22 protein-coding genes and 1 tRNA gene are annotated in these 26,755 nt (G+C 71.1%); 17 read left to right on the top strand and 6 right to left on the bottom strand.

The annotated features are described in order from the left end of the window. Window positions 1-227: 227 nt before the first annotated feature. Window positions 228-2,045 carry an ABC transporter ATP-binding protein gene (locus tag OG780_RS06965; protein WP_328445748.1) on the top strand — a complete coding sequence of 606 codons (1,818 nt, stop codon included), beginning with the start codon at window positions 228-230 and terminating at the stop codon, window positions 2,043-2,045. Between the two features lie 27 nt (window positions 2,046-2,072). Here the strand turns inward: OG780_RS06965 and OG780_RS06960 are convergent, their stop codons facing one another. The 3 genes from OG780_RS06960 to OG780_RS06950 form a co-directional block, all read right to left on the bottom strand. Beyond that, window positions 2,073-3,809 (bottom strand): GAF domain-containing sensor histidine kinase, encoded by a 1,737-nt coding sequence (locus OG780_RS06960; protein ID WP_328445746.1) that lies wholly within the window; start codon window positions 3,807-3,809, stop codon window positions 2,073-2,075. A gap of 337 nt (window positions 3,810-4,146) precedes the next feature. Beyond that, window positions 4,147-4,905, bottom strand: a complete 759-nt coding sequence (locus tag OG780_RS06955) for a CBS domain-containing protein (RefSeq protein ID WP_328445744.1) — start codon at window positions 4,903-4,905, stop codon at window positions 4,147-4,149. 149 nt (window positions 4,906-5,054) lie between these two features. Further along, window positions 5,055-5,867, bottom strand: coding sequence for an SAM-dependent methyltransferase (locus OG780_RS06950; RefSeq protein WP_328445742.1), 813 nt, complete (start codon window positions 5,865-5,867; stop codon window positions 5,055-5,057). A gap of 313 nt (window positions 5,868-6,180) precedes the next feature. Between OG780_RS06950 and OG780_RS06945 the strand changes: the two genes are divergently transcribed. Further along, window positions 6,181-7,368: a thiolase family protein gene (locus tag OG780_RS06945; protein WP_328445740.1), complete on the top strand. Its 1,188-nt coding sequence runs from the start codon at window positions 6,181-6,183 to the stop codon at window positions 7,366-7,368. 194 nt (window positions 7,369-7,562) lie between these two features. Further along, the gene (locus OG780_RS06940; protein ID WP_328445738.1) at window positions 7,563-8,336 is read left to right on the top strand and encodes a sulfite exporter TauE/SafE family protein; all 774 of its coding nucleotides are present in this window, start codon (window positions 7,563-7,565) and stop codon (window positions 8,334-8,336) included. A gap of 28 nt (window positions 8,337-8,364) precedes the next feature. Here the strand turns inward: OG780_RS06940 and OG780_RS06935 are convergent, their stop codons facing one another. From OG780_RS06935 to OG780_RS06925, 3 genes are all read right to left on the bottom strand, one after another. Next, a complete protein-coding gene (locus tag OG780_RS06935) occupies window positions 8,365-10,449 on the bottom strand; it encodes an MDR family MFS transporter (RefSeq protein WP_328445736.1) in 2,085 nt (694 codons plus the stop codon). A 75-nt stretch (window positions 10,450-10,524) separates the two neighbouring features. Beyond that, a complete protein-coding gene (cobF, locus tag OG780_RS06930) occupies window positions 10,525-11,295 on the bottom strand; it encodes a precorrin-6A synthase (deacetylating) (RefSeq protein ID WP_328445734.1) in 771 nt (256 codons plus the stop codon). A gap of 77 nt (window positions 11,296-11,372) precedes the next feature. Beyond that, a complete protein-coding gene (locus tag OG780_RS06925; RefSeq protein WP_328445732.1) occupies window positions 11,373-11,897 on the bottom strand; it encodes a DUF309 domain-containing protein in 525 nt (174 codons plus the stop codon). A gap of 99 nt (window positions 11,898-11,996) precedes the next feature. On the opposite strand from OG780_RS06925, the gene OG780_RS06920 reads away from it, so the two are divergent. The 14 genes from OG780_RS06920 to OG780_RS06855 all read left to right on the top strand — a co-directional run bounded on the left by OG780_RS06920 (window position 11,997) and on the right by OG780_RS06855 (window position 26,755). Then, window positions 11,997-12,070: transfer RNA gene (locus OG780_RS06920), tRNA-Pro, on the top strand. Window positions 12,071-12,285: 215 nt separating this feature from the next. Then, window positions 12,286-12,987, top strand: a complete 702-nt coding sequence (locus tag OG780_RS06915; protein ID WP_328445730.1) for a 2-phosphosulfolactate phosphatase — start codon at window positions 12,286-12,288, stop codon at window positions 12,985-12,987. 537 nt (window positions 12,988-13,524) lie between these two features. Beyond that, window positions 13,525-14,757 (top strand): CaiB/BaiF CoA transferase family protein, encoded by a 1,233-nt coding sequence (locus tag OG780_RS06910; RefSeq protein WP_328445728.1) that lies wholly within the window; start codon window positions 13,525-13,527, stop codon window positions 14,755-14,757. A 41-nt stretch (window positions 14,758-14,798) separates the two neighbouring features. Beyond that, window positions 14,799-15,692 carry a hydroxymethylglutaryl-CoA lyase gene (locus OG780_RS06905; RefSeq protein ID WP_328445726.1) on the top strand — a complete coding sequence of 298 codons (894 nt, stop codon included), beginning with the start codon at window positions 14,799-14,801 and terminating at the stop codon, window positions 15,690-15,692. A 71-nt stretch (window positions 15,693-15,763) separates the two neighbouring features. Beyond that, window positions 15,764-16,414, top strand: a complete 651-nt coding sequence (locus OG780_RS06900) for a GntR family transcriptional regulator (protein WP_328445724.1) — start codon at window positions 15,764-15,766, stop codon at window positions 16,412-16,414. Between the two features lie 404 nt (window positions 16,415-16,818). Further along, window positions 16,819-18,027 carry a CaiB/BaiF CoA transferase family protein gene (locus OG780_RS06895; RefSeq protein ID WP_328445722.1) on the top strand — a complete coding sequence of 403 codons (1,209 nt, stop codon included), beginning with the start codon at window positions 16,819-16,821 and terminating at the stop codon, window positions 18,025-18,027. Next, window positions 18,021-19,559, top strand: a complete 1,539-nt coding sequence (locus tag OG780_RS06890) for a class I adenylate-forming enzyme family protein (protein WP_328445720.1) — start codon at window positions 18,021-18,023, stop codon at window positions 19,557-19,559. Before OG780_RS06895 ends, OG780_RS06890 begins: the two co-directional genes overlap by 7 nt. Before the next feature lie 137 nt (window positions 19,560-19,696). Then, window positions 19,697-20,797 carry an SMP-30/gluconolactonase/LRE family protein gene (locus tag OG780_RS06885; protein WP_328445718.1) on the top strand — a complete coding sequence of 367 codons (1,101 nt, stop codon included), beginning with the start codon at window positions 19,697-19,699 and terminating at the stop codon, window positions 20,795-20,797. Window positions 20,798-20,859: 62 nt separating this feature from the next. Next, on the top strand, window positions 20,860-21,816 hold the full coding sequence (locus OG780_RS06880) for an SMP-30/gluconolactonase/LRE family protein (protein ID WP_328445716.1): 957 nt from the start codon (window positions 20,860-20,862) through the stop codon (window positions 21,814-21,816). Continuing rightward, complete coding sequence (locus tag OG780_RS06875) at window positions 21,813-22,196, top strand: nuclear transport factor 2 family protein (protein WP_328445714.1); 384 nt, start codon at window positions 21,813-21,815, stop codon at window positions 22,194-22,196. The genes OG780_RS06880 and OG780_RS06875 overlap by 4 nt, the downstream gene beginning before the upstream one ends. A gap of 167 nt (window positions 22,197-22,363) precedes the next feature. Then, window positions 22,364-23,482 (top strand): homogentisate 1,2-dioxygenase, encoded by a 1,119-nt coding sequence (locus OG780_RS06870; protein WP_328445712.1) that lies wholly within the window; start codon window positions 22,364-22,366, stop codon window positions 23,480-23,482. Beyond that, window positions 23,479-24,669 (top strand): alpha/beta hydrolase family protein, encoded by a 1,191-nt coding sequence (locus OG780_RS06865; RefSeq protein ID WP_328445710.1) that lies wholly within the window; start codon window positions 23,479-23,481, stop codon window positions 24,667-24,669. The genes OG780_RS06870 and OG780_RS06865 overlap by 4 nt, the downstream gene beginning before the upstream one ends. Window positions 24,670-24,788: 119 nt before the next feature. Beyond that, complete coding sequence (locus OG780_RS06860) at window positions 24,789-25,997, top strand: thiolase family protein (protein ID WP_328445708.1); 1,209 nt, start codon at window positions 24,789-24,791, stop codon at window positions 25,995-25,997. Further along, window positions 25,994-26,755, top strand: coding sequence for an SDR family NAD(P)-dependent oxidoreductase (locus OG780_RS06855; RefSeq protein ID WP_328445706.1), 762 nt, complete (start codon window positions 25,994-25,996; stop codon window positions 26,753-26,755). The genes OG780_RS06860 and OG780_RS06855 overlap by 4 nt, the downstream gene beginning before the upstream one ends.

Below are 26,755 nucleotides of genomic sequence, written 5' to 3'. Positions count from 1 at the left end.
CAAGGCCACACCCGGTTGCCCGCGTTCGCCGGCTCCCCTCCGGTCGAGGGCGTACGGCTGTCCGGGACGGGCCGGTGGCCGGGAAAAACCCTTGGACCGTGTGGCCATCGTCGCGGGATTATGTAACTTCTTGCCTGCCCATATCCGGACATCGACGCCTTGGGGAACCGGGGTGGAGTGAACCACGGACGGCGCGGCGGGCAGCCGTACGACGACACAGGGCTGTGATGGCATCTCCTGAATCGCGCAAGGCCTTACCGGGCAAGGGCCCGGTCCTCCTCGCACTTCGCTACTACGGAAGGGAGCTTCGCAGGCTCCGGCGGCTGACCGTGCCGGGCATGCTGCTGCCGGCGCTGGGCAACATCGGCATCAGCTACGTCGCGCCGCTCATCGTCGCGAAACTCGTCGGCCGTATCGCCGAGGGCGACAGCGGTGTCTCCGCCGGTGACGCCCTGCCGTACGTCCTCGCCTTCGGCGGCGTCCTGCTCCTCGCGGAAGCGTTCTGGCGCCTCGGTCTGCACTGCCTGAACCGGCTGGACGCTCTCGGCATCGAGCAGCTGTACGTGATCGGCATGGACGAACTGTTCGCCAAGGACGCCTCGTTCTTCCACGACAACTTCGCCGGCTCGCTGACCAAGCGGGTGCTGAGCTTCGCCTCCCGCTTCGAGGAGTTCGTCGACACGATGACGTTCCAGGTCGTGGGCAGCCTCGTGCCGCTCCTCTTCGGATCGGTGGTGCTGTGGCGCTACGAACCGCTGCTCGTCGTCGGACTTCTGGTGATGATCGCCGTGACCGGGGTGTGCGCGGTGCCGCTCATCCGCCGCCGTCAGGCACTCGTCGACGAGCGTGAGGAGGCGATCGCCCGGGTCTCGGGCCATGTCGCCGACAGTCTGATGAACATGGACACCGTGCGGGCCTTCGCCGCCGAGGAGCGCGAGGCGGCGGAGCACCGCTCCCGGGTCGCGCTGTCGCGGCGGCTGACCCTGCGGTCGTGGGACTACGGCAACCTGCGCATCGACACGTTCGTCGCGCCGATGTCCGTCCTGACCAACGCGCTCGGCCTGCTGCTCGCGATCACGCTCGGCGGGGGAGGGCACGGCGTGGAGGCGGTGGTCGTCGCCTTCACGTACTACGCGAACGCGACCCGGATCATGTTCGAGTTCAACCAGATCTACCGGCGTCTGGAGAGCTCGATGACGGAGGCCGCCCAGTTCACCGAACTGCTGATGTCACCGCCGACCGTGCTCGACCCGGTCGTTCCGGAGCCTCTGCGGGCCGGTGACGCCGATGTCCGCTTCGAACAGGTGACCTTCACCCACGGCGGCGCCGAGCCGCTGTTCACCGGCCTCGAACTGGCCGTTCCCAGCGGAGCGAAGATCGGTCTGGTCGGCAGGTCGGGCGGCGGCAAGACCACGCTCACCCGGCTGCTGCTGCGGATGACGGACATCGAGGGCGGCCGCATCCTGATCGGAGGCCAGGACATCAGCAAGCTGCGTCAGGCCGACCTGCGCAGCCTGATCGCGTACGTGCCGCAGGACCCGGCGATGTTCCACCGCTCGCTGCGGGACAACATCGCCTTCGCCCGTCCGGACGCGACCGAGGAGGAGATCCGCCGCGCGGCCGAGGCGGCACACGTCACGGAGTTCGCCGACGCGCTGCCGGACGGTTTCGCGACCATGGTCGGAGAGCGTGGCATCAAACTGTCGGGCGGCCAGCGCCAGCGGGTCGCCCTCGCCCGCGCGATCCTGCGTGACGCGCCGATCCTGCTGCTCGACGAGGCGACCAGCGCCCTGGACTCCGAGAGCGAGATCCTCGTCCAGTCGGCGCTGTGGCGGCTCATGGAGAGGCGGACGGCGCTGGTGGTGGCGCACCGGCTCAGCACGGTCGCCACCATGGACCGGCTCGTCGTCCTCGACCGAGGGAAGATCGTCGAACAGGGCACCCATCGGGAACTGCTCGCGTCGGAAGGCGCCTACGCGAAGCTGTGGCGCCATCAGTCCGGCGGCTTCATCGACGACAGCCCCGCCTCGGCCGACCAGCGCTGAACGCGGGCCGGACCGGGGCGACGCGGGTCAGGCGGGGGCGTCGTGGTGCAGCGGCACCGTCCACTCCAGGACGGTGCCGCTCGGCTCGTTGGCCGTCAGGGTGCAACGGCCGCCCAGCTGCTCGGCGCGGGTGCCGATGTTGCCGAGACCACTGCGGCGGGTGTCGCCGGGGCCGATGCCGCGGCCGTCGTCCGCCACCCGCAGCCGCAGTGTCGTGGCGGTGGCCTCGGCGGTGACCTCCACGGCGGTGGCCCGGGCGTGCCGGGCCACGTTGGACAGGGCCTCGCGCAGCACCGCGACCACGTGTTCCCGCTGCTCGTCGGGCACGTCGGTGTCGAGCAGACCGCTCATGCGCAGGGCGGGGGCGAAGCCCAGTGTCTCGGCCGCGCGGCCCACCTCGGTGACGAGCCGGGTGCGCAGACCGGCGGTGGCGCCGGACCGGTCGCTCTCCCGCAGGGCGTAGATCGTGGAGCGTACGACCTTGATCGTGTCGTCGAGATCGTCCACCACCCGCTGGACGCGTTCGGCCACGTCGGGCCGGTCGGCGAGGCGGTTGAGAACCGACTGGAGGCTGAGCCCGCCGGCGAAGAGCCGCTGGATGGCCAGGTCGTGCAGGTCGCGCGCGATGCGGTCACGGTCGTTGAGGACGAGGAGCTGTTCCGCGTCGCGGCGGTGCTCGGCGATCTCCAGGGCCAGCGCGGCGTGACCCGCGAACCCGGCGATCATCTCGATGGTGGCGTCGGGGAACACGGTGCCGCCCTGCCGGTTCGCGACCTGGAGAACGCCCCGCACCCGCTCCGGGGTGCCGAGCGGAATCACGAACGCCGGGCCGAGGTCGAGGACCGACGCGCTGCCCGTCCCGGTGCGCGGGTCCTCGCTGAGCGACGCACTGACGATTCGCTCGCCGGAGGCGAACACCTTGGCTGCCAGACTCGTCCCGTCCGGCAGGGCCAACCCCCGTACCAGTTCGGCGTCGTGTCCCTCGGCGGACTCGATGACCAGGTCCGTGGTGCCGGTCACCGGCACCGCCAGGGTCACCAGATCCGCGTCGGACAGCTCCCGGACCGTCGCGGTGAACGTGTGCAGGACCTCGACCGGATCGGCGCCCGACAGCAGGGTGCGGGTCAGATCGCTGCTCGCGGCCAGCCAGCGCTCACGGCGCCGGGCGTCGTCGTACAGCCGGGCGTTGTCGATGGCCACACCGGCCGCCGCACCGAGTGTGCGCAGCACCGCCTCGTCCTCGGCGTCGAACTCGGCCCCGCCGTGCTTCTCGGTGAGATACAGGTTGCCGAAGATCTTGTCGCGGACCTGCACGGGGGTGCCGAGGAACGTGGTCATCGGGGGGTGGCCGGGCGGGAAGCCGACGGAGTCCGGGTGGTCGCTCAGCACGGGCAGCCGCAGTGCGTGCGGCTCGCGGATCAGCAGGCCGAGGATGCCTTCTCCCCGGGGGTAGTGGCCGATGCGGGCGATGGTCTCCTCGTCGATGCCCACGGTGATGAACTGCTTGATGCCGCCCTCGTCACCGAGGACGCCGAGCGCCCCGTAGCGGCAGTCGACGAGCTGCACCGCGGATTCCACGATCTGCTGCAGGACCACGTCGAGATCGAGATCGCTGCCGATCGCGAGCACCGCTTCGAGCAGCGTGTGCACCCGGTTCTGGGTGCCGCGCACACGCTGCACCTGCTCCTGGAGGTCCTCCAGCAGGGCGTCCAACCGGAACTGCGGGGCCGGCGGCTCCTCCGGAAGGTGTGCGCTCTGGTCCATATGAGTTCCCCTCACTTACCACCCGTCGAAGCCATGATGCCCGACCGCCCGTGCCCGTGGTCGGGCACCTGTGCGGATCGCGTCGACGGCTTCGGGGGAGAAGGGGAGGAATAGCCGCGAAGGGTTCGCAAGACGGCGTGGGCGGCCCGCCGCGGTGATCAGGAGGACGGTCGCCGGATCCGGACGCACACGGGCTCGTGGTCCCCGGCCCTTGCCGCCCCGGACTCGACACCTGTTGTTCCCAAGGGGGTTCACCGGCAACGCCGACCGGGCGGGCGCCGCCGGTGACGAGCGGGTTCCCGGGGGGCCGTCCGTCCGCCGACCGCCCGCGCGTCCCTCAGCGCCCGGGCGGCCGCTCGTGGTCGATCCGCTGCGCGGGATGCCGCACGGCCGGGTGGGTGTCGTCGGCGCGGAAGGCCAGACGGTTCATGACCCCGACGACACCGTCGACCCGCCACGTCAGCCGGACGGCCTCGAAGATCTCGTCGCGGTGCTCCAGCCGCCCCTCCAGCGTCACCACTCCGTCGCCGACCGAGACGGCCACGGAGTGCGGCGGCAGCGACAGCGCGCGCCCCAGCACCTCGTCGGCGACCTCCCGGCGGATCTCCTCGTCCGTCCGCAGGAAGACCCGCAGCAGGTCGCGCCGGGTCGCGATCCCGATCAGCCGGTCCTCCTCGTCCACCACCGGAAGCCGCTCGACGTGATGACGCTCCATGACCCGGGCGGCATCGGCCACGCGCTGCTCCGGATGCACGGTGATCGCGGGCGTCGACATCAGCTGTTCCACGGTCGTGGCGCGGACGGGCCCGGCGCCGGCGGCCGGCACGTGGCGCGCGGTCCGCTCCGGACGGGGCGACCACGGCAGCGCGCGGCGCAGCGACGGCAGACGCCGGCGCCGCTCCCGGCCGGACCGGGCAGCCTGCAGGCGCAGCAGATCCGTCTCCGAGATCACGCCCACCACCTTGTCGTCGTCGTCCACGACCGGCAGCCCGCTGATCCGGTACCGGTCCAGCAGCCGGGCCACGTCCTTGAAGGACATCTTCCGATGCGCGCCGACGACCTCGCTGGTCATCACCTGCCCGACGATGAGGGTCATCTCGCCATCTCGCTTCCTGCTCGGACGGCTTCCCAGCCTGCCCTCCCGGCGCGCACGGGGGCAGGGGCCGACCGTCCCCGGCCGGGGGCCGGACCGCCCTGGCCGGCAGGTCCAAGGACCCGGCCCCGGACTCTTCGCCCCCGCGCTCCCTAGCGCTTCAGGCCGACCCCGCCGTACAGGGACACCGGCTCGTCGCCGATCGGGGTCTCGTCCTCCGCGAGCCCGGGACGCCAGTCCTTCACCGAGACGACACCGGGCTCGACCAGGTCCAGTCCCTCGAAGAAGCGGCTGACGCCGGCGTGCGAGCGGCCCACCAGGGTGACACCGCCGCGCGCGTACGCCTCGATGCCCTGCCGGACCTCCTCCGGCTCGAAGTCGGCGGTCATCGCGGACAGCGACAGGTAGCTTCCCGGCGCCAGCGCGTCGACCAGGGTCCCGACCAGCTCGTACGCGCCGCCGTCGTCGGCGATGAAGTGCATCAGCGCGATCAGCGACAGGGCCACGGGACGGTCGAGGTCGAGCACGCGTGCAGCCTCGTCGAGGATCTTCAGCGGCTCGCGCACGTCCGCCTGGACGTACTCCGTCATGCCCTCCGGAGTGCCGCGCAGCAGCGCCTCGGCGTGGGCTAGGACGATCGGGTCGTTGTCGACGTACACCACCCGTGCGTCCGGAGCGGAACTCTGGGCGATCTGGTGGAGGTTGGGCTCGGTGGGTATGCCGGTGCCGATGTCCAGGAACTGGCGGATTCCCGCCGTGCGGACGAGGTGCCGGGTGGCCCGTTGCATGAACCAGCGGTTGCTGCGCGCGGCCCGCTTGGCTCCGGGATCACGCGCCGTGATCTGCCGTCCGAGCCGCTCGTCGACCGGATAGTTGTCCTTGCCGCCCAGATACCAGTCGTACACCCGTGCCGGATGCGGCCTGCTGGTGTCGATCCCGTCCGCGGTGGACTCCGTCCCCGTCATACGACAACTCCCCGCTTTCCTGGGTCTGTTCACCCTCGCGGCCTGGGTTCGGCGGGGTGCGCGAGCAGTCTGCCATCCAGGCGAGGGGCGGAGCGGGCGGCCGTCGATCCCCGGCCACCGCCCTGGCCGCCACGACCGCGGAACGATCCCGCACGGGGTCGGGCGTTCGGGGCGGACGGGCGGATACCGGCGGCAGGGCGGATCTTCCCAAGGATCCGCCACGGGGATATAGTCCAAAACTAGCAGTGCTAATTAATGGTTGTGCTCATCAACGTCCGGTGCCCGTCCGCCGGTGTCCGTCAGGAGTCCTGTCGTGCGTCCCGTCCACTTCGCGGCCGCTCGCCGCACGCCCATCGGCAAGCTGCGCGGTGCCCTGTCCTCCGTACGGCCCGACGACCTCGCCGCGGGCGTCATCCGCGCTCTGGTCGCCGAGGTGCCCACACTGGATCCGGCCCGCGTCGACGACGTCTACTGGGGCGCCGCCAACCAGGCCGGCGAGGACAACCGCAATGTCGCCCGGATGGCCGCGCTGCTCGCCGGACTGCCCGACAGCGTGCCCGGCGCCACCGTCAACCGGCTCTGCGCCTCCGGCCTCGAAGCCGTCACGACGGCGGCCCGCGCCATCGCCTCCGGCGAGGCCGACATCGTGCTCGCCGGAGGCTCCGAGTCGATGAGCCGTGCCCCCTTCGTGCTGCCCCGCCCGGACGAGGCACTGCCGCACCGCATCGAGACCGTCGACACCCGGCTCGGCTGGCGGCTGGTCAATCCGGCGATGAAGGACCTGCACGGAGTCCTGTCCATGGGGGAGACCGCGGAGGAGGTCGCCGCGCGGTACGGCGTCTCGCGCGAGCGGCAGGACGCGTTCGCGCTCCGCAGCCACCAGCGTGCCGCGGACGCCCGCAAGAACGGGTACTTCGACGCCGAGCTGCTTACCGTCGAGCGACCCGACGGTGTGGTCGTCGACAGCGACGAATGCGTGCGGGAGGACACCTCGCTCGACAAACTGGCCCGACTCAAGCCGGTGTTCCGCGCCGGCGGCACGGTCACCGCGGGCAACGCCTCGCCGATGAACGACGGCGCCGCGGGTGTGCTGCTCGTCAGCGAGGAGGTCCTGAACGAGCTGGGACTCGAATCGCTCGGACGGTATGTCGCGGGAGCCTCGGCCGGCGTCGATCCCGACGTCATGGGCATCGGCCCGGTACCCGCGACCCGCAAGGCGCTCGGACGCGCCGGCTGGAGCGTCGCCGACATCCAGGAGGCCGAGTTCAATGAGGCGTTCGCCGCCCAGGCCCTCGCCTGCGTGGACGCCCTCGGCATCGACCAGGACCTCGTCAACCCGACCGGCGGCGCCATCGCCCTCGGCCACCCGCTCGGCGCCTCGGGAGCCCGCATCCTCACCACCCTGCTGCACCGCATGCGCCGCACGGGCGCCGAGCGTGGCCTGGCCACGATGTGCGTCGGCGTCGGGCAGGGCACCGCGGTCCTGGTGGAGCGCCACTGACGCCCCGCACCCGGCCGTAGGTTTTGTGCGCGAGGGGCGTCACGGGTCGCCGTACGTCCTCGCGCGCTTGCGCCCGGCCGGTTCCGGGGCGCCGGTACAGCGGCCGGCGGCCCCGGCACACCAGTGACCCGAAAAGAGCCCGGCGGGACCCCCGTCACCTGCACGAGCACCGTGGGCATAGCATCGATCCCCGCATGAACACGATGACGCTCTGGCACATATCCACGGGGGAGTTCGCCGCTCTCGCCGCCGCGGCTCTGCTCGTCGGCTTCTCCAAGACCGCTGTCAGCGGCGCCAACACGGTCAGCCTGGCGGTCTTCGCCGCCGTACTGCCCGCCCGCGCCTCGACGGGCGTCCTGCTGCCCCTGCTGATCGTCGGCGACGTGCTCGCCGTCGCCACCTACCGGCGCCACGCCCACTGGCCGACGCTGTGGCGGCTCTTCCCGGCGGTCGCCGCCGGTGTCGTCCTCGGCACGCTGTTCCTGGTGTGGGCCGACGACGGGGTCGTACGGGCCTCGATCGGCGCGACCCTTCTGCTGATGACCGGGATCACGCTGTGGCGCCGCCGGGCCGCCGTCCAGGACGAGGAACCCGACGCGGTCGTGACCCGCGCGGGCCGCGTCAAGGCGCGTTCCTACGGTGTCCTCGGCGGCTTCACCACCATGGTCGCGAACGCGGGCGGCCCGGTCATGTCGATGTACCTCCTCTCGGCGGGCTTCCGCAAGCTCGGCTTCCTCGGCACCTCCGCCTTCTTCTTCCTGATCGTCAACGTCTCCAAGCTGCCGTTCAGCGCGGGCCTCGGTCTGATCAACGGCCGTTCGCTGCTGCTGGACGCGGCCCTGGCCGTGTTCGTGGTGCCGGGGGCGTTCGTCGGGAAGTGGGCGGTGAAGCGCATCAACCAACTGCTCTTCGAACGCCTGGTGATCGGGGCGACGGTGGTGGGCGGAGTGCAGCTGCTGCTCCGCTGAGCCCGCCTCGCGGGTCCGGTCGGTCCGGTCAGCTTCTGGTGGCCGAGGTCAGTTCCGGTGTGCGGCCCGGCAGACCCTGCGTCAGGTCCTCGACCAGCAGACGCTTGGCGATGGTGTCGACGGCGGCGCGCAGTTCCGTGCCGGACGGGCGGCCGATGTCCTGCTCGACGCGCCCGGCGAGCCATCGGCCCCAGGCCTCGCTGATCACCCGCGCCTCGCGCTCGCCCGCCGCGGTGTGCGAGAACAGCGAGCCGTGCCGGGTCAGATAGCCCTCGTCGACCATGCGCTGGAAGACCGGGACGAGCACCTCGGGAGGCAGATGGCGCCGGGCGGCGATCAGCGCGAGGTTGGCGTGGCCCACCATCCGGGTGAACAGCTCCACCTGCATCACGGCCCAGGCACCCGCCACGTCCAGCCGGGTGTCGGACTCGAAGACGATCCGGCGCGCGGTGTCCATCTCCGTGGTGCCGATGATCTTCGCGACGGAGAACTCCAGCAGCCGCTGGGAGTCCGCGGTGGACGGTGACGCGAAACCCTCGCCCATGTCCGTCGACCCCATGCGCGCGCTGTCGCGCAGTTCCACCTGCTTGAGGAAGAGCGACACGACGAACCCGAGGAGTGCGACCGGGACCGTCCACAGGAACACCGTGTGGATGGTGTCGGCGTACGCGTCGACGATGGGCGCGGCTGCCTCGGGCGGAAGTCTGTGCAGTCCTTCCGGGCTCTGCGCCGCCCTGGCGATGACGGCCGGTCCGGCCGCGCCCGTCTCGGCGGCCGCCCTGACCCCGTCGGCCAGGTTGGGCTTGAGCGCGTTGGTGTAGATCGTGCCGAAGACGGCCGTCCCGAACGAACTCCCCAGCGTACGGAAGAAGGTGACCCCGGACGTCGCGGTGCCGAGGTCGGTGTACTCGACGGTGTTCTGCACGGCGATCGTCAGCACCTGCATGCACAGCCCGATGCCGGTGCCGAGCACGAACATGTACAGGGACTCCAGCCAGGCTCCGGTGCCCGGTCCCATCCGCGACATCAGATACAGCCCGACCGCCATCACCAGGGAGCCGACGATGGGGAAGATCCGGTACTGCCCGGTCTTGCTGACCACGTTGCCGCTGAAGACGGACGCGATGAGCAGCCCCAGGACCATCGGCAGGGTGCGCACGCCGGAGATCGTGGCCGAGTCCCCGTCGACGTACTGCAGATACGTCGGCAGGAACGTCATCGCGCCGAGCATCGCGAACCCCACGATGAAGCTGAGGATCGAGCAGACCGTGAAGACCGGGTTGGAGAACAGCCGCATCGGCAGCATGGGTTCGGGCGCACGCGTCTCCACCAGGCAGAACAGGCCGAGCGCGACCACGCCGCCGACGAAGAGGCCGATGATGGCCGGTGACGTCCAGGCGTACTCGTTGCCGCCCCAACTCGTCGCCAGGATCAGGGCGCTGGCGCCGACCGCGACCAGCGCGATGCCCAGATAGTCGATGACCGGCCGGGTCACCGACTTCACCACGGGGATGGTGCGGGCCGCCGCGATCACCACGACGATCGCGAGGGGCACGTTGATGTAGAACGCCCACCGCCACGACAGATGGTCCGTGAACAGTCCGCCGAGCAGCGGCCCGATGACCGTGGCCACACCGAACACGGCACCGATCGCGCCCTGGTACTTGCCCCGCTCGCGCAGCGGGATGACGTCCGCGATCAGCGCCATGGACGTCACCATCAGACCGCCCGCGCCGATGCCCTGCAACGCCCGCCAGGCGATCAGCAGCGTCATGTTCGTGGCGAGCCCGCACAGGAAGGAACCCGTGATGAAGATGATCGCCGACACCTGGAAGACCACCTTGCGGCCGAACAGGTCGCCGAACTTGCCGACCAGCACGGTCGCCACGGTCTCGGCCAGCAGATACGCGGTCACCACCCACGACATGTGCGCGGCGCCGCCCAGGTCCGACACGATCGTCGGCAGCGCGGTGCCCACGATCGTCTGGTCGAGCGCGGCGAGCAGCATGCCCAGCACGATCGTCGCGAAGACGATGTTGCGGCGGCGGTTGTCCAGCACCGGCGGTCCGGGCGCCCCCGCCGCGGGTGGCGCCGCATCCTCCGTGATCGTCACAATCGCCACCCTCACACCGGTGGGCTCCCCGTGCATGCGGGGCGACCCGCCCGGTGTACGGGCCGGCCGGACGCTCTACCCTCCCGGGTTCCTGCGCAGCAGATAGGTGTCCATGATCCATCCCTTGCGCTCCCGGGCCTCGGCGCGCAACCGCTCGATACGGGGAGCCGCCTCGGCGATCGGACCGGAGGCGAGGATCTCGTCGGGCGTGCCGATGTACGCGCCCCAGTAGATGTCGATGTCCTCGTCCGTGTACTGCCGGAACGTCTGATGGGCGTCGAGCATCACGACCACGTCGTCCACCCCCTCCGGGAAGCCCTCGGCGAGGCGCCGCCCGGTGGTGATCTGCACCGGCCGGGCGACCCGGTTCAGCCCCGTGCGGTGCCGGGCGACGAGCGCCGAGACACTGCTGATCCCGGGCACCACGTCGTACGAGAACGCCACCGCGCCCCGGTCCAGGATCTCCTCCAGGATGCCGAGCGTGCTGTCGTACAGAGCGGGATCGCCCCACACCAGGAACGCGCCGCTCTCGTCCTCGCCCAGTTCCTCGGCGATGAGCTGTTCGTAGATCGCGGCGCGGGCGCTGCGCCAGTCCCCGACGGCCGGCGAGTACGCCGAGCCGCCCGCCGTCCGGTCCCGGTCCGGGTCGCGGGCCTCGACCAGGCGGTACGCCCCCTCGGGTATGTGCGCGTCGAGGATGTCGCGGCGCAACTGGACGAGGTCCGACTTCACCTCGCCCTTGTCCAGGATGAAGAACACGTCCGTGCTCCTCAGCGCCTTGACCGCCTGAAGCGTGAGTTGATCGGGGTCGCCCGCTCCGATGCCGATGACATGAATCTTTCGCACACCGAGAGTCTGCCCCACGCCACTGACAGTGGACGCACCGGCCGGACCCCGGCACCCATGGGCGGGGCGCGCCTTCGTCAGGCGGCCCGGCCGCGCAGCCGTGGCGACACCCGTGCCGGGTCGACCGGTCGGCCGTCGCGTTCCACGACGGCCGCCAACTCCCTTGCCCAGCCGGTGATGTCCGCGAGGTCCAGGCCGTGGGGCCGCGGCCGTCCGGTCGCCGACGTCCACTCCTGGACCCCTCCGGCCCCGCGCCGCAGCAGCCGTGCGCCACCCGTCACGTTGCCTCTGGCCGCGTGGGTGAGCCCCACGGCGAGCTGGGCCAGTCCCCGCCAGAGCCCGCGCTCGTCCGCGGGCCCGGACTTCCAGGCGTCCTCGAAGACCTCGTGCGCGTGGAACGGCCTGCCCGCGTCCAGCAGCGCCTGCGCCTCGGTGACCGTGTCCTCGGGTCGGCGCACGACGCCCTCCGGCGCTCGTTCGACACCGGCCGCGCCGTACGGCAGCGGGCGCCCCAGTCCGTCACGGGGCCGGGCGTTCCGCGCCCGTCCCTCGGCGTCCCGGTCGCGTCCGCCGGCCCGCCGCGTCTCAGATGTCCCGGTCATACGCCGATTGTCGCGCGCCCGCTCCCCCTGCGGAGCAGCCCCCGGCGTGGGGTAAAGTTCTGTTCGCACGATCACGCGGGTCACCGCGGGTGAAGGCACCGGGACGTGGCGCAGCTTGGTAGCGCACTTGACTGGGGGTCAAGGGGTCGCAGGTTCAAATCCTGTCGTCCCGACTTGCTGAAACGCAGGTCGCAGGCCGTTTCCGCCGATGCGGGAACGGCCTTTCCGTTGTTCCGGGATACGGCTGTCCCCTGCTCCGGGGGGCGTGGCTGTCGCCGGATGCGGCCGGCTGCCGCCCATCGAGCCCGGGACTCGACCCCCAGGGTCATCGATGTGACGCAGGTCACTCTCCCGGTGCTTCGGGCCGGGTCTGCGCGATCATGACGCGATGGACGCTCGCTTCCTCGGCATCGCCGAACTGGCCGAAACCCCGTCCGTGGCGGTCGTGGTCGACGTCATGCGTGCCTGCACGGTGGCCGCCTGGGCCTTCGGCCGCGGGGCGGAAAAGATCGTTCTCGCGGAGTCGCTCGCCGAGGCCCTGGCGCTCAAGGCCCGTCACCCGGACTGGGTGGCGCTCAAGGACGGTCCGCCCGCCCCCGGCTTCGACCTCGTCAACTCGCCGGGTCTGCTGCGGTCCGTCGACCTCGGCGGACGGACCGTCGTGCAGAAGACCACGGCGGGGACGGTCGGCGCCCTCGCGGTCAAGGACGCGTCACTGGTGCTGTGCGCCGGCTTCGTGGTGGCGGAGGCGACCGCGCGGATCCTGCGGGCCCGCCGGTGCGACGGCGTCACGTTCGTGGTCACCGGCGAGGACGGCCGCGCCGATGAGGATCTGGCGTGCGCTCAGTACATCGCCGGCAGGGCGGCCGGGGCCGGTACCGACGCGGCCGGGTTCCTCCGCCGTGCCGGCGGGTCCCGCGCCGCCGAAGAGCTGGCGACGGGTGTGCGCCAGGGCGTCCATCCCGATGACGTCGCACTCTGCCTCGAGCTCGACCGGTTCCCGTTCGCCATGGTGGCGGCCTTGGAGGATCCGCTCATGGTCCTGCGGCCCTGCGCTGTGCCCTTCCCGGTCGGGGACGCGCGGATCTGAGCGCCGACGAGGTCCGGGTCCGGATCCCGTTGAGCCGTACCGGCCGATGAAGGGCGCGTCCGACTCCCGTTGAGCAGCCGTACCCGGCCGACGCGGGACGCGGGATGCCAGGCGCTGGGTGCCGTACGCCGGAAGCCCGGTACGCCAAGGGTCGGACGCCAGGCGCAGGGCGCGTCCGGACCGCGCCGGGCGCCGCCTGGACTCATTTCTGACGGTGTGCCGCCTCGGCTGCCCCGGTGCGCGGGATCCTCCCGTCCGGGTCCGCCGCCGTATGCCTCCGGTCCCCCCTTGCCCCCCGAGGCGGATCTCCTCCGTGCGGGCGCCGGTGTTCCCGGCCTTCGGCCCGCCGGTGGTCCCTGGCACCCCGATCCGGTGTCCAGCTCGCGAGATTGCACACAATCAGTCGTGTCTATTCGGGCGAGGTGCGGTTATGGTGCCTGCATAGAGGCAACGAGGCCTCGATCGGCAAACCGAAGTTGTGTACAAGTCGGCGACGGTTGCTCGATGTGCGTGATGTGGGCGAGAGGTGGACATCCCATGGCTGACGACCAGCAGAGCGACCGCCGGCAGGCGGCTGCCCAAGGGCCATTGGCGGGGGTACGGGTCGTCGAGACGGGCTCGCTCATCGCGGGACCGTTCTGCGGACAACTCCTCGGCGACTTCGGGGCCGAAGTGATCAAGGCCGAGGATCCCGGCAACGGCGACCCGATGCGCCAGTGGGGGAGCAACCTCCCGCAGGGCCTCTCCCTGACCTGGCCGATCATCGCCCGCAACAAGAAGTCGATCACCTGCGACCTCCGCAGGCCCGAAGGGCAGCAGTTGCTGCGGGACCTGCTCGCGACGGCCGACGTGTTCATCGAGAACTTCCGGCCGGGCACCCTGGAGCGATGGGGGCTCGGACCCGCGGAACTCGCCGAGCTCAACCCCCGGCTCGTGGTCACCCGGGTCACCGGGTACGGCCAGGACGGTCCCTACTCCCGGCGCGCCGGATTCGGTTCCATCGGCGAGGCGATGGGCGGCCTGCGCCACATCACAGGGGAGCCCGACCGCGCACCCAGCCGCACGGGCATCTCGATCGGCGACTCGCTCGCCGGCACGTTCGCCGCGCTCGGCACCGTGATGGCCCTGTTCTCCCGTGAGCACACCGGGCGGGGTCAGGTCGTCGATTCCGCGATCTACGAGGCCGTACTGGCGATGATGGAGTCGATCCTGCCGGAATGGGAGATCGGCGGATCGCGGCGCGAGCGCACCGGGTCGGTGCTGCCGGGCGTCTCGCCCAGCAACGTTTATCCGACCCGTGACGGCTCGGCCGTCCTCATCGCCGCCAACCGGGACACGGTGTTCAACCGGCTGGCCGAGCTGATGGGCAAGCCGCAGTGGCAGACCGACGAGCGGTTCGGGACGCACGCCGCCCGCGGTGAGCACCAGGCCGAGCTCGACAAGCTGGTGGCCGAGTGGACCCAGGAGCAGGACTCCGAAGCGCTGCTCGACCTGCTGCACGAGAGCGGAGTGCCGGCCGGACTGACCTACACCGCGCAGGACATGTTCGCCGACCCGCACTTCGAGGCCAGGAAGACGATCGTCCGGCTGATGCACGACAAGCTGGGCTCGTTCCCGATGCAGAACGTCGCCCCCAGGCTGTCGGGGACTCCCGGCGCGGTGCAGACGCTCGGCCCGGAACTGGGGCAGCACAACGACGAGGTGTACGGCGGAATCCTCGGCCTCGACACCGCGGCCCGCGCCCTCCTGCACGAGCAGGGCGTCATCTAGCGGTCCGGCCGCGGTTCCCGGGCAACGAGAGGAGACACCCCGTGAGCGTCAGAATCTGTGAAGTGGGTCCGCGTGACGGACTCCAGAACGAACCCGAACACCTGAGCCCGCGACAGCGCGCCGACTTCGTCGACCGGCTGTCCGCCACCGGCATCGGCCGCATCGAGATCGCCAGCTTCGTCAACCCCGCCCGCGTGCCGCAGATGGCCGGGGCGGAAGAGGTCTGCGCCGCGGTGGAACCCGCCGACGGCGTCGGTCTCGCGGCGCTGGTACTCAACAAGCGCGGGTACACGCGACTGGCGGAGACCCGGTGCGTGGAGGCCCGTATGGCCTTCTGCGTCACCGAGACCTTCAACGAGCGCAACCAGGGCCGCACCGTCGAGCAGTCGATCGCGGAGGCGGCCGACATCGTCGCGGCGGCCCACGCGGACGGCCGCCGGGCCAGCGTCACGCTGGCCGCGTCGTTCGGCTGCCCGTTCGAGGGAGCCGTCGATCCCGGCCGGGTGCTGGCCATCGCCGAACGGGTCGCCGCCACCGGCGCCGACGAACTCGTCTTCGCCGACACCATCGGCGTCGGGGTTCCCCGGCAGGTGACCCGGCTGCTCACCGGCGCGGCGGGGCTCGGCATCCCGCTCGGCCTGCATCTGCACAACACGCGCAACACCGGCTACGCCAACGCCTACGCGGGCGTGGAAGCCGGCGTGTCGGTCCTGGACAGTTCCGTAGCGGGCATCGGCGGCTGCCCCTTCGCGCCGAAGGCGACCGGTAACATCGCCACCGAGGACCTCGTCTACCTGCTCGAAGGGCAGGGCGTGGACACCGGCATCGATCTCGACGCGCTGTTGTCCACCGCAGCGTGGATCACGGAGGTCCTCGGCAGGCCGCTGCCGGGACAGCTGCTGCGTGCCGGACGGTTTCCCGCGCCCGCGCGATGACCCTGCGGGACGGTCGGGCGGCGGTGCCCGGTCGCGCCCTGGTTCATGGCGCCGTACCAGGAGCGGAAACGATGACGAAGCCGTCGGTGAGGGTCTACGAGGACCTGCGCAGGAGCATCCTGACCGGATCCCACCCGTCCGGCGCGTGGCTGCGTGAGGAGAACATCGCGACCACCTACGAGGTGAGCCGCACTCCCGTACGCGAGGCGCTGCGCCGGCTGGAGGCCGACGGGCTCATCACCCTGCACCCCAACCGCGGCGCGCAGGTCACCGGATTCGACGCCGCCGATCTCGACGACGTCTTCAGCCTGCGGGCGCTGCTGGAGGGTTACGCCGCGCGACGTGCGGCGGAGCGCGACGCCTCGGAGGCCGAGCGCGAGGAACTGCGCGCGCTGTGCGACGCCATGGACGAGGCGGCGCGCGTCGGGGGCGACGACGCCGACGACCGCATCACCGAGCTCAACATGCGCTTCCACCGCACGCTGCACCGGGCGGCCGGCAACGCGCTGCTCCCCGGGATCCTGTCCGGCGTCATCGAGATCTCCCTCGTGCGGCACACGTTCCACAACTACTCCCCGGAGGAGATGGAGCGCAGTCTGCGCCAGCACCGTGAGCTGGTCGACGCGCTCACCGCCCGGGACGGGATGTGGGCGCAGTCGGTCATGACGGCGCACGTGCTGTCCGCGCGGGCGTCCCTGAGCCGGCACAAGGCCGACCAGTAGTCCGAGGAGCGACCGGGAACGCGCGTCGTTCCCCGGGCCGGCGGGGCGCGCGGGAGCGGTACCCACCGGGCGCGACCGTCCGACGGTGGGCGGTCGCGTCCGGCGCGCCCCGGGAGAGCGCCGGGGCCTGCTCCGGTGTACCGCCCCCAGGGGTGCCGGGGCCTGCTCCGGCATGCCGTCCGAACGGGGGGGCGAGGGCCTGGTCCGACGCGCTGTCCGCAGCCGTTCCGATGTCCGTACGGGCCGTGGACCAGCGGATTCATCCGCCACGTCCCACTCGGGACGAAGCCGTGAGGCGCCTCCCGCGGCAGTAGTGATTCAGGTCTGTACGAACCGGAGGGCGCTGTGCTTACATGCCTGTACCGACCGGACGGTACAACGAGGTACGACGACTGGAGGTGGTCATGAGCGGGCCTCTCGACGGGGTTCGGGTGGTGGAGATCGCCGGGGTCGGCCCCGCTCCGTTCGCCGCGATGCTGCTGGCGGACATGGGCGCCGAGGTGATCCGGGTCGACCGGGTGGACGCCATTGAGCAGTCGCCCGGGATGGACGACCCACGGTTCCGGATCCCCGAGCGCAGCCGCCTCTCCGTGGCCGTGGACCTGAAGTCCCCCGAGGGCGCGGAGATCGTGCTCCGTCTCGCCGGGACCGCCGACGCGATGGTCGAAGGCTTCCGTCCGGGCGTCGCCGAACGGCTCGGCATCGGGCCGGACGAGTGCCGGGCCCGCAACCCGCGCCTGGTGTACGGGCGGATGACCGGCTGGGGGCAGCAGGGCCCGCTCTCGGGCCGTGCCGGCCACGACATCAACTTCATCTCGGTCGCGGGAGCGCTGCACCCCGTCGGTCTCGCCGGGCAGCCGCCGGTACCGCCGGTGAACCTGGTCGGCGAGGGCGGCGGCGGGATGCTGCTGGCCTACGGGATCGTCTGCGCGCTGCTGGAGGCCCGCCTGTCGGGCGCCGGGCAGGTCGTGGACGCGGGCATCGTCGACGGGGCGGCCGTGCTGCTGTCGACGATGCTCGGGATGCGGGCCGCCGGCACCTGGAACACGGAACGCGGCACCAACACGCTCGACTCGGGTGCGCCTTTCTACGGCACCTACCGCTGTGCCGACGGGGAGTACGTGGCCGTCGGAGCCGCCGAGCGGCACTTCTTCGACCGCCTCCTGGAGACGCTCGGCGTCGCCGACGACCCGAGGACGGCCGGAAGCCGGCTGGACCCCGGGCGCTGGGATGCGATGAAGGAGTGCATCGCGGAGGCGTTCGCCGCCAGGTCACGTGCCGAATGGATGGCGGTGTTCGAGGATGTCGACGCCTGCGTCACCCCGGTCCTCTCGCTCGACGAGGTCGCCGGCCACCCGCACAACCGTGCGCGCGGCACGTTCCTGGACATCGAGGGGGTGGTGCATCCCGCCGCCGCCCCCCGCTTCAGCCGCACCCGGACCGCGGCACCGCGTCCCCCCGCCGCCCCGGGCCGGGACTCCGCCGACGTGCTGCGCGCGGCGGGCTACACCCACCAGCAGATCACCGGATTCGTCGAGAGGCGCGTGGTCGTGTGCCAGGACCGCACCGCCGGCTCGGTCATCGACCGCACAGGAGGAAGAACGCCATGCTGATCAGTGACGTGCTGCGTCGCAACGCGATGCGGACACCGGACAAGAACGCGCTCGTCATGGCGGACGGTTCGGGCTCCCGCACCTATGCCGAGCTGTACGAGCGGGCGATGCGCCTCGCGAACGCGCTCCTCGGCATCGCCTCGCGGGGCGACCGGATCGCGATCCTGTCCGAGAACAACCCCGAGTACGTCGAGGCCTACTACGGCGTCCCCGCCGTGGGCATGACGCTGACCATGCTCAACTACCGTCTGCACCCGAAGGAATGGGTGTGGATCCTCAACAACTCCGGTGCCCGGGTCGTCCTGGTCGAGCAGCGCTACCTGGAGGCGCTCGAAGAGCACCGCGGTGATCTGGAGACGGTCGAGCACTTCATCGTGATCGGCGAGTCCCGGCCGGACGCGCGCAGTTACGAGGACCTCGTCGCCGAGGGGCGGCCGACCGAGCCCGAGGTGCGGGTCGACGACGACGAGGTCGCCTGGCTGCTCTACACCAGCGGCACCACCGGATTCCCCAAGGGCGCCCAGCTCACCCACCGCAACATCAACACCGCGCTGATCCAGTCGGTGCTCGCCTACGAGCCCACGCCGGACACCAGCTATCTGAACGCGATGCCGCTGTGCCACGTCGCCGGCTACCTCACGCCGATGCACCAGTTCAACGGCGGCTCCGTGCTGATGATGTCCGGATGGGACCCGGAGCAGTGGATGCGGCTCGTCCAGGAGCACCGGGTCACCAGTGGCGGCTTCGCCCCGACGATGATGTCGATGCTGCTCGCCCACCCCAAGATCGACGAGTACGACCTCAGCAGTCTGGAGTGGATGGGCTACGGCGCCTCCAAGATCCCCGTCGACGTGCTGCGGCGGACGATCGAGCGGTTCGGCCCGATCGTGTACGCGGGTATGGGCATGACCGAGCTGGCCGGGAACATGCTGACCCTCGACAAGGAGGCCCACATCCGGGCCGCCAACGGCGAGGAGCACCTGCTCGACGCGGTCGGCAAGCCGATGGCCCTGGTGGACGTGCGCGTCGTGCGGCCCGACGGCGAGGACTGCGAGGTCGGCGAGGTGGGCGAGATCGTCGTCCAGGGCGACCAGGTCACCGTCGGGTACCACGGCAGTCCCAAGGCGACCGAGGAAGCCTGGGCCGGCGGCTGGTTCCACACCGGTGACCTCGCCCGCAAGGACGAGGAGGGCTTCCTCTACATCGTCGACCGGGCCAAGGACATGATCATCTCCGGTGGCGAGAACGTCTACTCCAGCGAGGTCGAGAACGCCCTCTACGAGCACCCGGCGGTCGCCGAGGCCGCGGTGATCGGCCTTCCGGACCCGGTCTGGGGCGAGAAGGTGGCCGCCGTGGTGGTCCGCAGGGAGGGCCAGGAGGTCTCGGAGGACGACATCGTGGCGCAGTGCCGGAGCCGGCTCGCCTCGTACAAGCAGCCGCGCGCCGTGTTCTTCGCGGACAACCTGCCGAAGACGGTCAGCGGCAAGATCCGCAAGAACGACCTGCGGGACCGGTTCGCCACCGGGGAGTGACCTTCGTACCCCGTGCCGGGGGAGTCGCCTCCGCCGCGAGTGACCACTGGTCCGGGAGCGGCCCGGGGGAGCGCCCTCGGCCGGGCGGCGGAACCAGTGACACGTTCACCAGGAAATTCACCGAAAGGACGGCTGGCATGGAACGAACCGGAGAGTCCGCGGAGCCCGGTCAGGACATACCGCCGGCGCGCGGAGCCCTCTCGCGCCGGTCGCTGATCGGACGGATGACAGCGGTGACCGCGGGCGCCTCGGGCGCCGCGGTGCTCGGCCCGGCGGCCGTGGCGGCGGCCGCCGGCCGGCCGGCCCGACGGCGGAAGCCGAAGGTGACCGTCCTCGCGACCGGGCTGAGGTTCCCCGAGGGGCCCGTCGCGCTCCCGAACGGCGACGTGCTCGTCGTCGAGGTACTGCGCGGGACGCTGACCCGGGTCACCCCGGACGGCACCACCTCGGTGGTGGCCGAGCTGGGCGGCGGTCCCAACGGCGCGGCCCTGGGCCCCGACGGCCGGGTCTACGTCACCAACAACGGTGGCCTGAACGGCTTCGAGGTCGGCGGCTTCACCTTCGCCGGCGGCACACCCGCCGGTTACGTCACCGGCAGCATCCAGGTGGTCGACCTCGCCGACGGGTCGGTGCGCACGCTCTACACCGAGGCCGACGGGCAGCGGCTGCGCGGCCCGAACGACCTGGTCTTCGACGCCCACGGCGGCTTCTACTTCACCGACTACGGCAAGACCGGCACGACCACCGTCGACCGGGGGCGGCTCTTCTACGCCACCGCCGACGGCACGTCGATCCGCAAGGCGGCCGACGGGATGGACGGCCCCAACGGCATCGGGCTCTCGCCGGACGGCAAGCGGCTCTACGTCTCCGAGACCTACACCGCGCGGGTCTGGTGGTGGGAGGTCACGGCCCCCGGAGTCATCAAGGGCGGGCTGTCGCTGGCCGGTTCCGGCGGCGGCAACTTCCTGTACACGGCGCCGGACTACACGAACTTCGACTCGCTCGGCGTCGAGGCCGGGGGGAACGTCTGCGTGGCGTCGATGATCCACGCGGGCATCTCCGTGGTGAGCCCGAAGGGCCATCTCGTGGAATTCGTCGACATCAATGTCGGCGACGACCCCGGAATCACCAATATCTGCTGGGGAGGAAAGCATCTGAGCACCGCGTTCATCACCGCATCCAGCACCGGAAAACTGCTGAAGGTGGAATGGCCGCGGCCGGGCCTGGCACTGAGCTGAAGGCCCGACGGAAAAAAGAGACGACATCGGCTGGACAGAACATCCCGCGAAAGGGAAAGCAAATGAATGTCACCACTCTCGCCACCGGACTGAAGTTCCCCGAGGGGCCCGTCGCGCTCCCGAACGGTGACGTGCTCGTCGTCGAGGTCCTCGGCGGAAAGCTGACCCGGGTCACCCCGGACGGCACCACCTCGGTGGTGGCCGAGCTGGGCGGCGGCCCCAACGGCGCGGCCCTGGGCCCCGACGGCCGGGTCTACGTCACCAACAACGGCGGCATGATGGGCTTCGAGGTCGCCGGCTTCACCTGGGCCGTCGGCATAGCCCCGGACTACGTCACCGGCAGCGTCCAGGCGGTCGACCTCACGGACGGTTCCGTGGAGACGCTCTACACCGAGTGCGACGGGCAGCAGCTGCGCAGCGCCAGCGACCTGGTCTTCGACGCCCACGGCGGCTTCTACTTCACCGACTACGGCAAGAGCGACGGCGTCACGGGCGACAAGGGCCGGCTCTTCTACGCGACCGCCGACGGGACCTCGATCAAGCTGCTCACCGGAGGGATGGACGGCCCGAACGGCATCGGCCTCTCGCCCGACGGCACGCGGCTGTACGTCAACGAGACCTTCACCGCGCGTGTGTGGTGGTGGGAGATCACCGCTCCGGGCGAGATCAAGGGCGGTCTGTCCATGGGCGGCTCCGGCGGCGGCAACTTCCTCTACACCGCGCCCGACTACACCAACTTCGACGGGCTCGGCATCGAGGCCGACGGCAACCTCTGCGTGGCGTCGATGGTCCACACCGGCATCTCCGTGGTCAGCCCGGAGGGCGAACTGGTGGAGTTCGTCGACATCGACGTCGACAACGACCCGGGCCTGACCAACATCTGCTGGGGCGGCGAGGGCCTGCGGACCGCCTACATCACCATGGCCAGCACCGGACAGCTCGTCAAGGTGGACTGGCCGCGCCCCGGTCTGGCCCTCAACTACGGCCCCACCGGCGAGCCGGAGGGCGAGCAGGCATGAGCGCGGGCGTCTCCGCCCTCGCCGACCGGTTCTTCGCCGCGGTCTCCCGTGGGGACCTCGCGGAACTGGACGCGCTGTACAGCCCGGACGTGGCCGTCTGGCACAACTACGACGACGTCGAGCAGACGCGCGAGGAAAGCCTGCGGCTGCTCTCCTGGCTCGCCGCCAAGGCCGGCCCGCTGCGTTATGCGAACGTGCGGCGGACGGTTCTGGACGACGGATTCGTACAGCAGCACGTCGTCGAACTCGGCGGCCGGTGCGAGGGAATTCGTATGCCCGCCATGCTCCGGGTCTTCTGCGACGACCGGCACATTCGACGGATCGAGGAATATGTCGACCCGGGCCCGCTGAACGCGCGCCTGGCGGCCTCCGGCCATTGACGAAAAGCCGGTCCGTATCCGCCCGAGGCGCGGCCGGCGGTGACCCAGCACACCATTGACGGGAACACCTGACCAGATTACTGTACCGATCAGTCGGTACGGGAGATCGGTTCCGAGGCGCCGGATGCCAGAACATCCGGCGCCCCGGACCAAGACGGGAGCGGTAAGTGGAGTCATTCACCCACCTGCGGAAAGGCACGACGCCCCGCAGGATCCACGCGGACCTCGAAGGTCTCAAGGACGACGAGCTCGGCCGTGGCGGGTTCGAGGGCCGCACGGCGCACCTCTACCGACGTCATGACCCCACCCGGTACCGCAGCGTGGGACCGCTCACCGGCGTCGACATCGCCGCGAACGCGCTGACCCCCGCCGACAAGGACGACCCGAGCGGCGCACCGCTGCTGATGTTCAGCAACGCCGACTGCCGGATCTCGCTGAGCATGCGCGCCGAGCCCATGCCGTTCTACGTACGCAACGTCGACGGCGACGAACTGCACTTCGTGCACCAGGGCACCGGAACCTTCGTCACCGAGTTCGGCTCGCTCGCCTACCGGCCCGGCGACTACGTCTACCTCCCCAAGGCGACCACCTACCGCCAGGTCCCCGACGAGGGCGGCAGCTGTGTCCTGGTCGTCGAGGCGGTGGACGAGTTCCGCGTCCCGCCGGCGGGCGTCCTCGGCCGGCACTTCCCGTTCGACAGCGCGCTCGTCGTGGTCCCCGAGGCGGCCGTGGTCGAGGACGACGGACGCGACGAGTACGAGGTGCGGCTGTACCACTCCGGTCAGCAGACCTCGATCTTCTACCCGCACGACCCGTGCGACGCCGAAGGCTGGCGGGGCGACAACTTCCCCTTCACCTTCAACATCGACGACTACAACGTGATCACCTCCGAGAGCGTGCACCTGCCGCCCACCGTGCACCTGTTCATGCAGGCCACCGGCGTGTACGTGATGAACTTCCTGCCCAGGGCCGCCGAGAGCGTGCCGGGGACCGAGCGCTACCCGTGGTACCACCGCAACGTCGACTTCGACGAGATCGCCTTCTTCCACGGAGGCAACGTCTTCGGGGTCGACCTGCCGCCCGGACTCATCTCGCACGCCCCGCAGGGCACGCACCACGGGGCCCCGGAAAAGGCCCGTGAACGCTCCCGGCGCCGCTTCGACCGGGACACCCGGGTCGAATGGAAGATCATCGCCGTCGACACCCGGCGGCGGCTGGTGCCCAGCGAGGCGGTCCTCACCGCGGCGGCCGAAGCGGGCCCCGCAGACCCGGAGATCCAGATATGAGCACGGAAGCCAAGAAGCACGCCTACGACCGCATCCCCTACCTGGTGATGTTCGAGGACACCTCGGCCTACCGCGACACCTACGGCGGACCGAGCGAGATGGTCGCCCTGGAGAGCTACCTCCTGAAGCCGAAGGAGGTCGAGTCCGACACCGTCATCGTGTTCATGCACCCGATCGGCGGCGGCGCCTACCTCCCGATGATGAACGGCCTGGCCCGCGCCGGCCACCACGTCATCTACTGCGGCAGCCGCTACCGGGGCGTCGACAACGCCCTGATCATGGAGAAGGTGGTCCAGGACCTCGGCGCCTGTGTCCGCGACGCCCGCGAGCGCCTCGGCTACGCCAAGGTCGTGCTGGCCGGCTGGAGCGGTGGCGGCTCGCTGTCGCTGTACTACCAGCAGCAGGCGCAGAACCCGACCGTCACGGCCACCCCGGCCGGCGACGGCCCGGACCTGACCCGCTGCGACCTGACCCCGGCCGACGGCATCATGCTGCTCGCGGCCCACGTCAGCAGGCACGGCACCATGACGGAATGGCTGGACGCCTCCGTCCTGGACGAGACCGACCCCGACGTCCGCGACCCCGAACTCGACCTGTACGACCCGAAGAACCCGAACCAGCCGCCGTACACCGCGGAGTTCGTCGAGCGCTACCGGGCCGCGCAGATCGCCCGCAACCGCAGGATCACCGCCTGGGTCAAGACGCAGCTCGCCGAACTGCGTGAATCCGGACGCGAGTTGGAAGAGCGCGGCTTCGTGGTGCACGGCACGATGGCCGACCCGCGCTGGCTCGACCCCGCCGTCGACCCCAGCGACCGCGCCCCGGGCCGCTGCTACCTGGGCGACCCCGAGGTCGTCAACAACGGCCCGGTCGGCCTGGCGCGGTTCAACACGCTGCGCGGCTGGCTCTCCCAGTGGAGCTACGACGACGCCAACGGCGACGGCGTGAAGTGCGCCGCCGACCTGCGCATCCCGGCCCTGGTGATCGGCAACAGCGCCGACGACGCGTGCACCCCGAGCCACACCCGGCGTCTCTTCGACGCGGTCGGCCACCCGGACAAGACCCTGCACGTCGTCAAGGGCGCCACGCACTACTACGCCGGAGCGGACCAGCGTCCCCAGCTGGCCGAAGCCATCGGCGTCATCACCGGCTGGATGGCCGAGCGCGGCTTCGCCCCGTCCGCCTGACCCCCGTCACCCGTGACCGCCGCCATCAGCCCCGTCACCCGTGACCGCCGGCGCCGTCAGCCCCGTACCCCACCGACCGCACACCCCGCGTGTCCCGGTCGTCCCCGAAAAGGTCTCCCATGCCCGAAGCAGTAATCGTCGAGGCGGTCCGCACCGCCTCGGGCAAGCGTCACGGCTCCCTGTCCGGCTGGCACCCCGCGGAGCTCGCCGCGCAGACCCTGATCGCGCTCCAGGAGCGCAGCGGCATCGACCCCGCCGTCATCGATGACGTGATCATGGGCTGCGTCACCCAGAACGGTCCCCAGAGCACCAACGTCGGCCGGACCGCCGTCCTGGCCGCCGGCTGGCCCGAGACCGTGCCCGCCACGACCATCGACCGGCAGTGCGGCTCCTCCCAGCAGGCCGTCCACTTCGCCGCCCAGGCGATCATGGCCGGGACCTGCGACGTGGTCGTCGCGGCCGGCCTGGAGTGCATGTCCACCGTGCCGATGTTCTCCAACGCCCCCGGCGGCGACATCCGCGCCGTCTACGGCGAGGCCGCGCACCAGCGCTACGCCGACCGCGAGGCGTACGGAGCCAGCGGTCTCGTTCCGCAGGGCATCTCCGCGGAACTGGTCGTCGACCGCTGGAAGCTGACCCGCGAGGAACTGGACGCCTACGGTCTGCAGAGCCACCGGCGCGCCGCCGCCGCCCGCGACGAAGGCCGCTTCGACCGGGAGATCGTCCCGGTGCAGCGCAGGGTGCGCGACCGCGAGACCGGCGAGATCACCGAGCCCGGCGACACCCTGCTGGCCGACGAGTGCATCCGCGACACCTCGGCCGAGGCACTGGCCGGCCTCAAGCCCTCCTTCGTCCCCGAGGGGCGCGTGACCGCCGGCAACTCCTCACAGATCGTCGACGGCGCCGCCGCCGTCCTGATCATGAGTGCGGAGAAAGCCCGCGAGCTGGGTCTGCGCCCGCGCGCGGTCATCCGCCACATGGCCGTGACCGGCTCGGACCCGGTGGAGATGCTGACCGGCCCGATCCCGGCGACCCAGCGGGTCCTCGCGCGGTCCGGCATGAGCCTGGACGACATCGACCTCTTCGAGGTCAACGAGGCCTTCGCCTCGGTCGTCCTCGCCTGGCAGCGCGAACTGGGCGCCGACCCGGCCAAGGTCAACGTCAACGGCGGCGGCATCTCGCTGGGCCACCCCCTCGGTGCCTCCGGCGCCAAGCTGATGGTCACCATGCTGCACGAACTGGAGCGCACCGGCGGCCGGTTCGGCCTCCAGACCATGTGCGAGGGCGGCGGCATGGCCAACGCCACGGTCATCGAGAGGCTGTCGTGACCCCGGGGGCCCACGTCATCGACCTGAGCGGCAAGGTCGCCGTGGTGACCGGGGCCTCCAGCGGACTCGGACGCCGGTTCGCCCTGACCCTGGCCGCGGCCGGGGCGACCGTGGTCGCGGCGGCCCGCCGCACCGACCTCCTGGAGTCGCTGGCCGCCGAGGACGACCGGATCGTGGCCCACCGGTGCGACATCACCGACGAGGACGACTGCGCGGCCCTGATCGCCCGCGCCGAGCAGCTCGGCGGCGTGGACATCCTGGTCAACAACGCCGGATGGGCCGACGCGCTGCCCGCATTGGAGCAGCCGGTCGCCTCGTTCCGCAAGACCCTCGACATCGACGTGACCGCGCTGTTCCAGCTCAGCGTGCTCGCCGCGAAGTCCATGACGGAGCGCGGCGGCGGGGCGATCGTCAACATCGCCTCCGTCCTCGGGCTCGTCGCCTCGGCCCCCGTCCCCCAGTCGGCCTACGGCGCCGCCAAGGGGGCCGTCATCAGCCTCACCCGGCATCTGGCCGCCGAATGGGCCCCTTCCGGGGTACGCGTCAACGCCATCGCGCCGGGCTGGTTCCCCAGCGAACTGACCGCCGAGATGCTGGCCGACGAGTCGGCGAGCCGCTGGATCAGGCGCAACACCCCCATGGGCCGCCCCGGGCGGCCCGAAGAGCTCGACGGAGCACTGCTGCTTCTCGCCGGCCCCGGCGGAAGCTTCATCACCGGACAGACCCTCGCGGTCGACGGCGGATGGACCGCACGATGA

It is taken from the genome of Streptomyces sp. NBC_00386 (genome assembly GCF_036063235.1).
Classification (GTDB): Bacteria; Actinomycetota; Actinomycetes; order Streptomycetales; family Streptomycetaceae; genus Streptomyces.
This window is presented reverse-complemented; position numbering and strand designations above follow the sequence as displayed.

Bases quoted from the DNA above. Each gene is read 5' to 3' on its own strand.
- OG780_RS06965 (WP_328445748.1), top strand. From the start codon at position 228: ATGGCATCTCCTGAATCGCGCAAGGCCTTACCGGGCAAGGGCCCGGTC.
- OG780_RS06960 (WP_328445746.1), bottom strand. From the start codon at position 3,809: ATGGACCAGAGCGCACACCTTCCGGAGGAGCCGCCGGCCCCGCAGTTC.
- OG780_RS06955 (WP_328445744.1), bottom strand. From the start codon at position 4,905: ATGACCCTCATCGTCGGGCAGGTGATGACCAGCGAGGTCGTCGGCGCG.
- OG780_RS06950 (WP_328445742.1), bottom strand. From the start codon at position 5,867: ATGACGGGGACGGAGTCCACCGCGGACGGGATCGACACCAGCAGGCCG.
- OG780_RS06940 (WP_328445738.1), top strand. From the start codon at position 7,563: ATGAACACGATGACGCTCTGGCACATATCCACGGGGGAGTTCGCCGCT.
- OG780_RS06925 (WP_328445732.1), bottom strand. From the start codon at position 11,897: ATGACCGGGACATCTGAGACGCGGCGGGCCGGCGGACGCGACCGGGAC.
- OG780_RS06915 (WP_328445730.1), top strand. From the start codon at position 12,286: ATGGACGCTCGCTTCCTCGGCATCGCCGAACTGGCCGAAACCCCGTCC.
- OG780_RS06910 (WP_328445728.1), top strand. From the start codon at position 13,525: ATGGCTGACGACCAGCAGAGCGACCGCCGGCAGGCGGCTGCCCAAGGG.
- OG780_RS06900 (WP_328445724.1), top strand. From the start codon at position 15,764: ATGACGAAGCCGTCGGTGAGGGTCTACGAGGACCTGCGCAGGAGCATC.
- OG780_RS06895 (WP_328445722.1), top strand. From the start codon at position 16,819: ATGAGCGGGCCTCTCGACGGGGTTCGGGTGGTGGAGATCGCCGGGGTC.
- OG780_RS06890 (WP_328445720.1), top strand. From the start codon at position 18,021: ATGCTGATCAGTGACGTGCTGCGTCGCAACGCGATGCGGACACCGGAC.
- OG780_RS06885 (WP_328445718.1), top strand. From the start codon at position 19,697: ATGGAACGAACCGGAGAGTCCGCGGAGCCCGGTCAGGACATACCGCCG.
- OG780_RS06880 (WP_328445716.1), top strand. From the start codon at position 20,860: ATGAATGTCACCACTCTCGCCACCGGACTGAAGTTCCCCGAGGGGCCC.
- OG780_RS06875 (WP_328445714.1), top strand. From the start codon at position 21,813: ATGAGCGCGGGCGTCTCCGCCCTCGCCGACCGGTTCTTCGCCGCGGTC.
- OG780_RS06865 (WP_328445710.1), top strand. From the start codon at position 23,479: ATGAGCACGGAAGCCAAGAAGCACGCCTACGACCGCATCCCCTACCTG.
- OG780_RS06860 (WP_328445708.1), top strand. From the start codon at position 24,789: ATGCCCGAAGCAGTAATCGTCGAGGCGGTCCGCACCGCCTCGGGCAAG.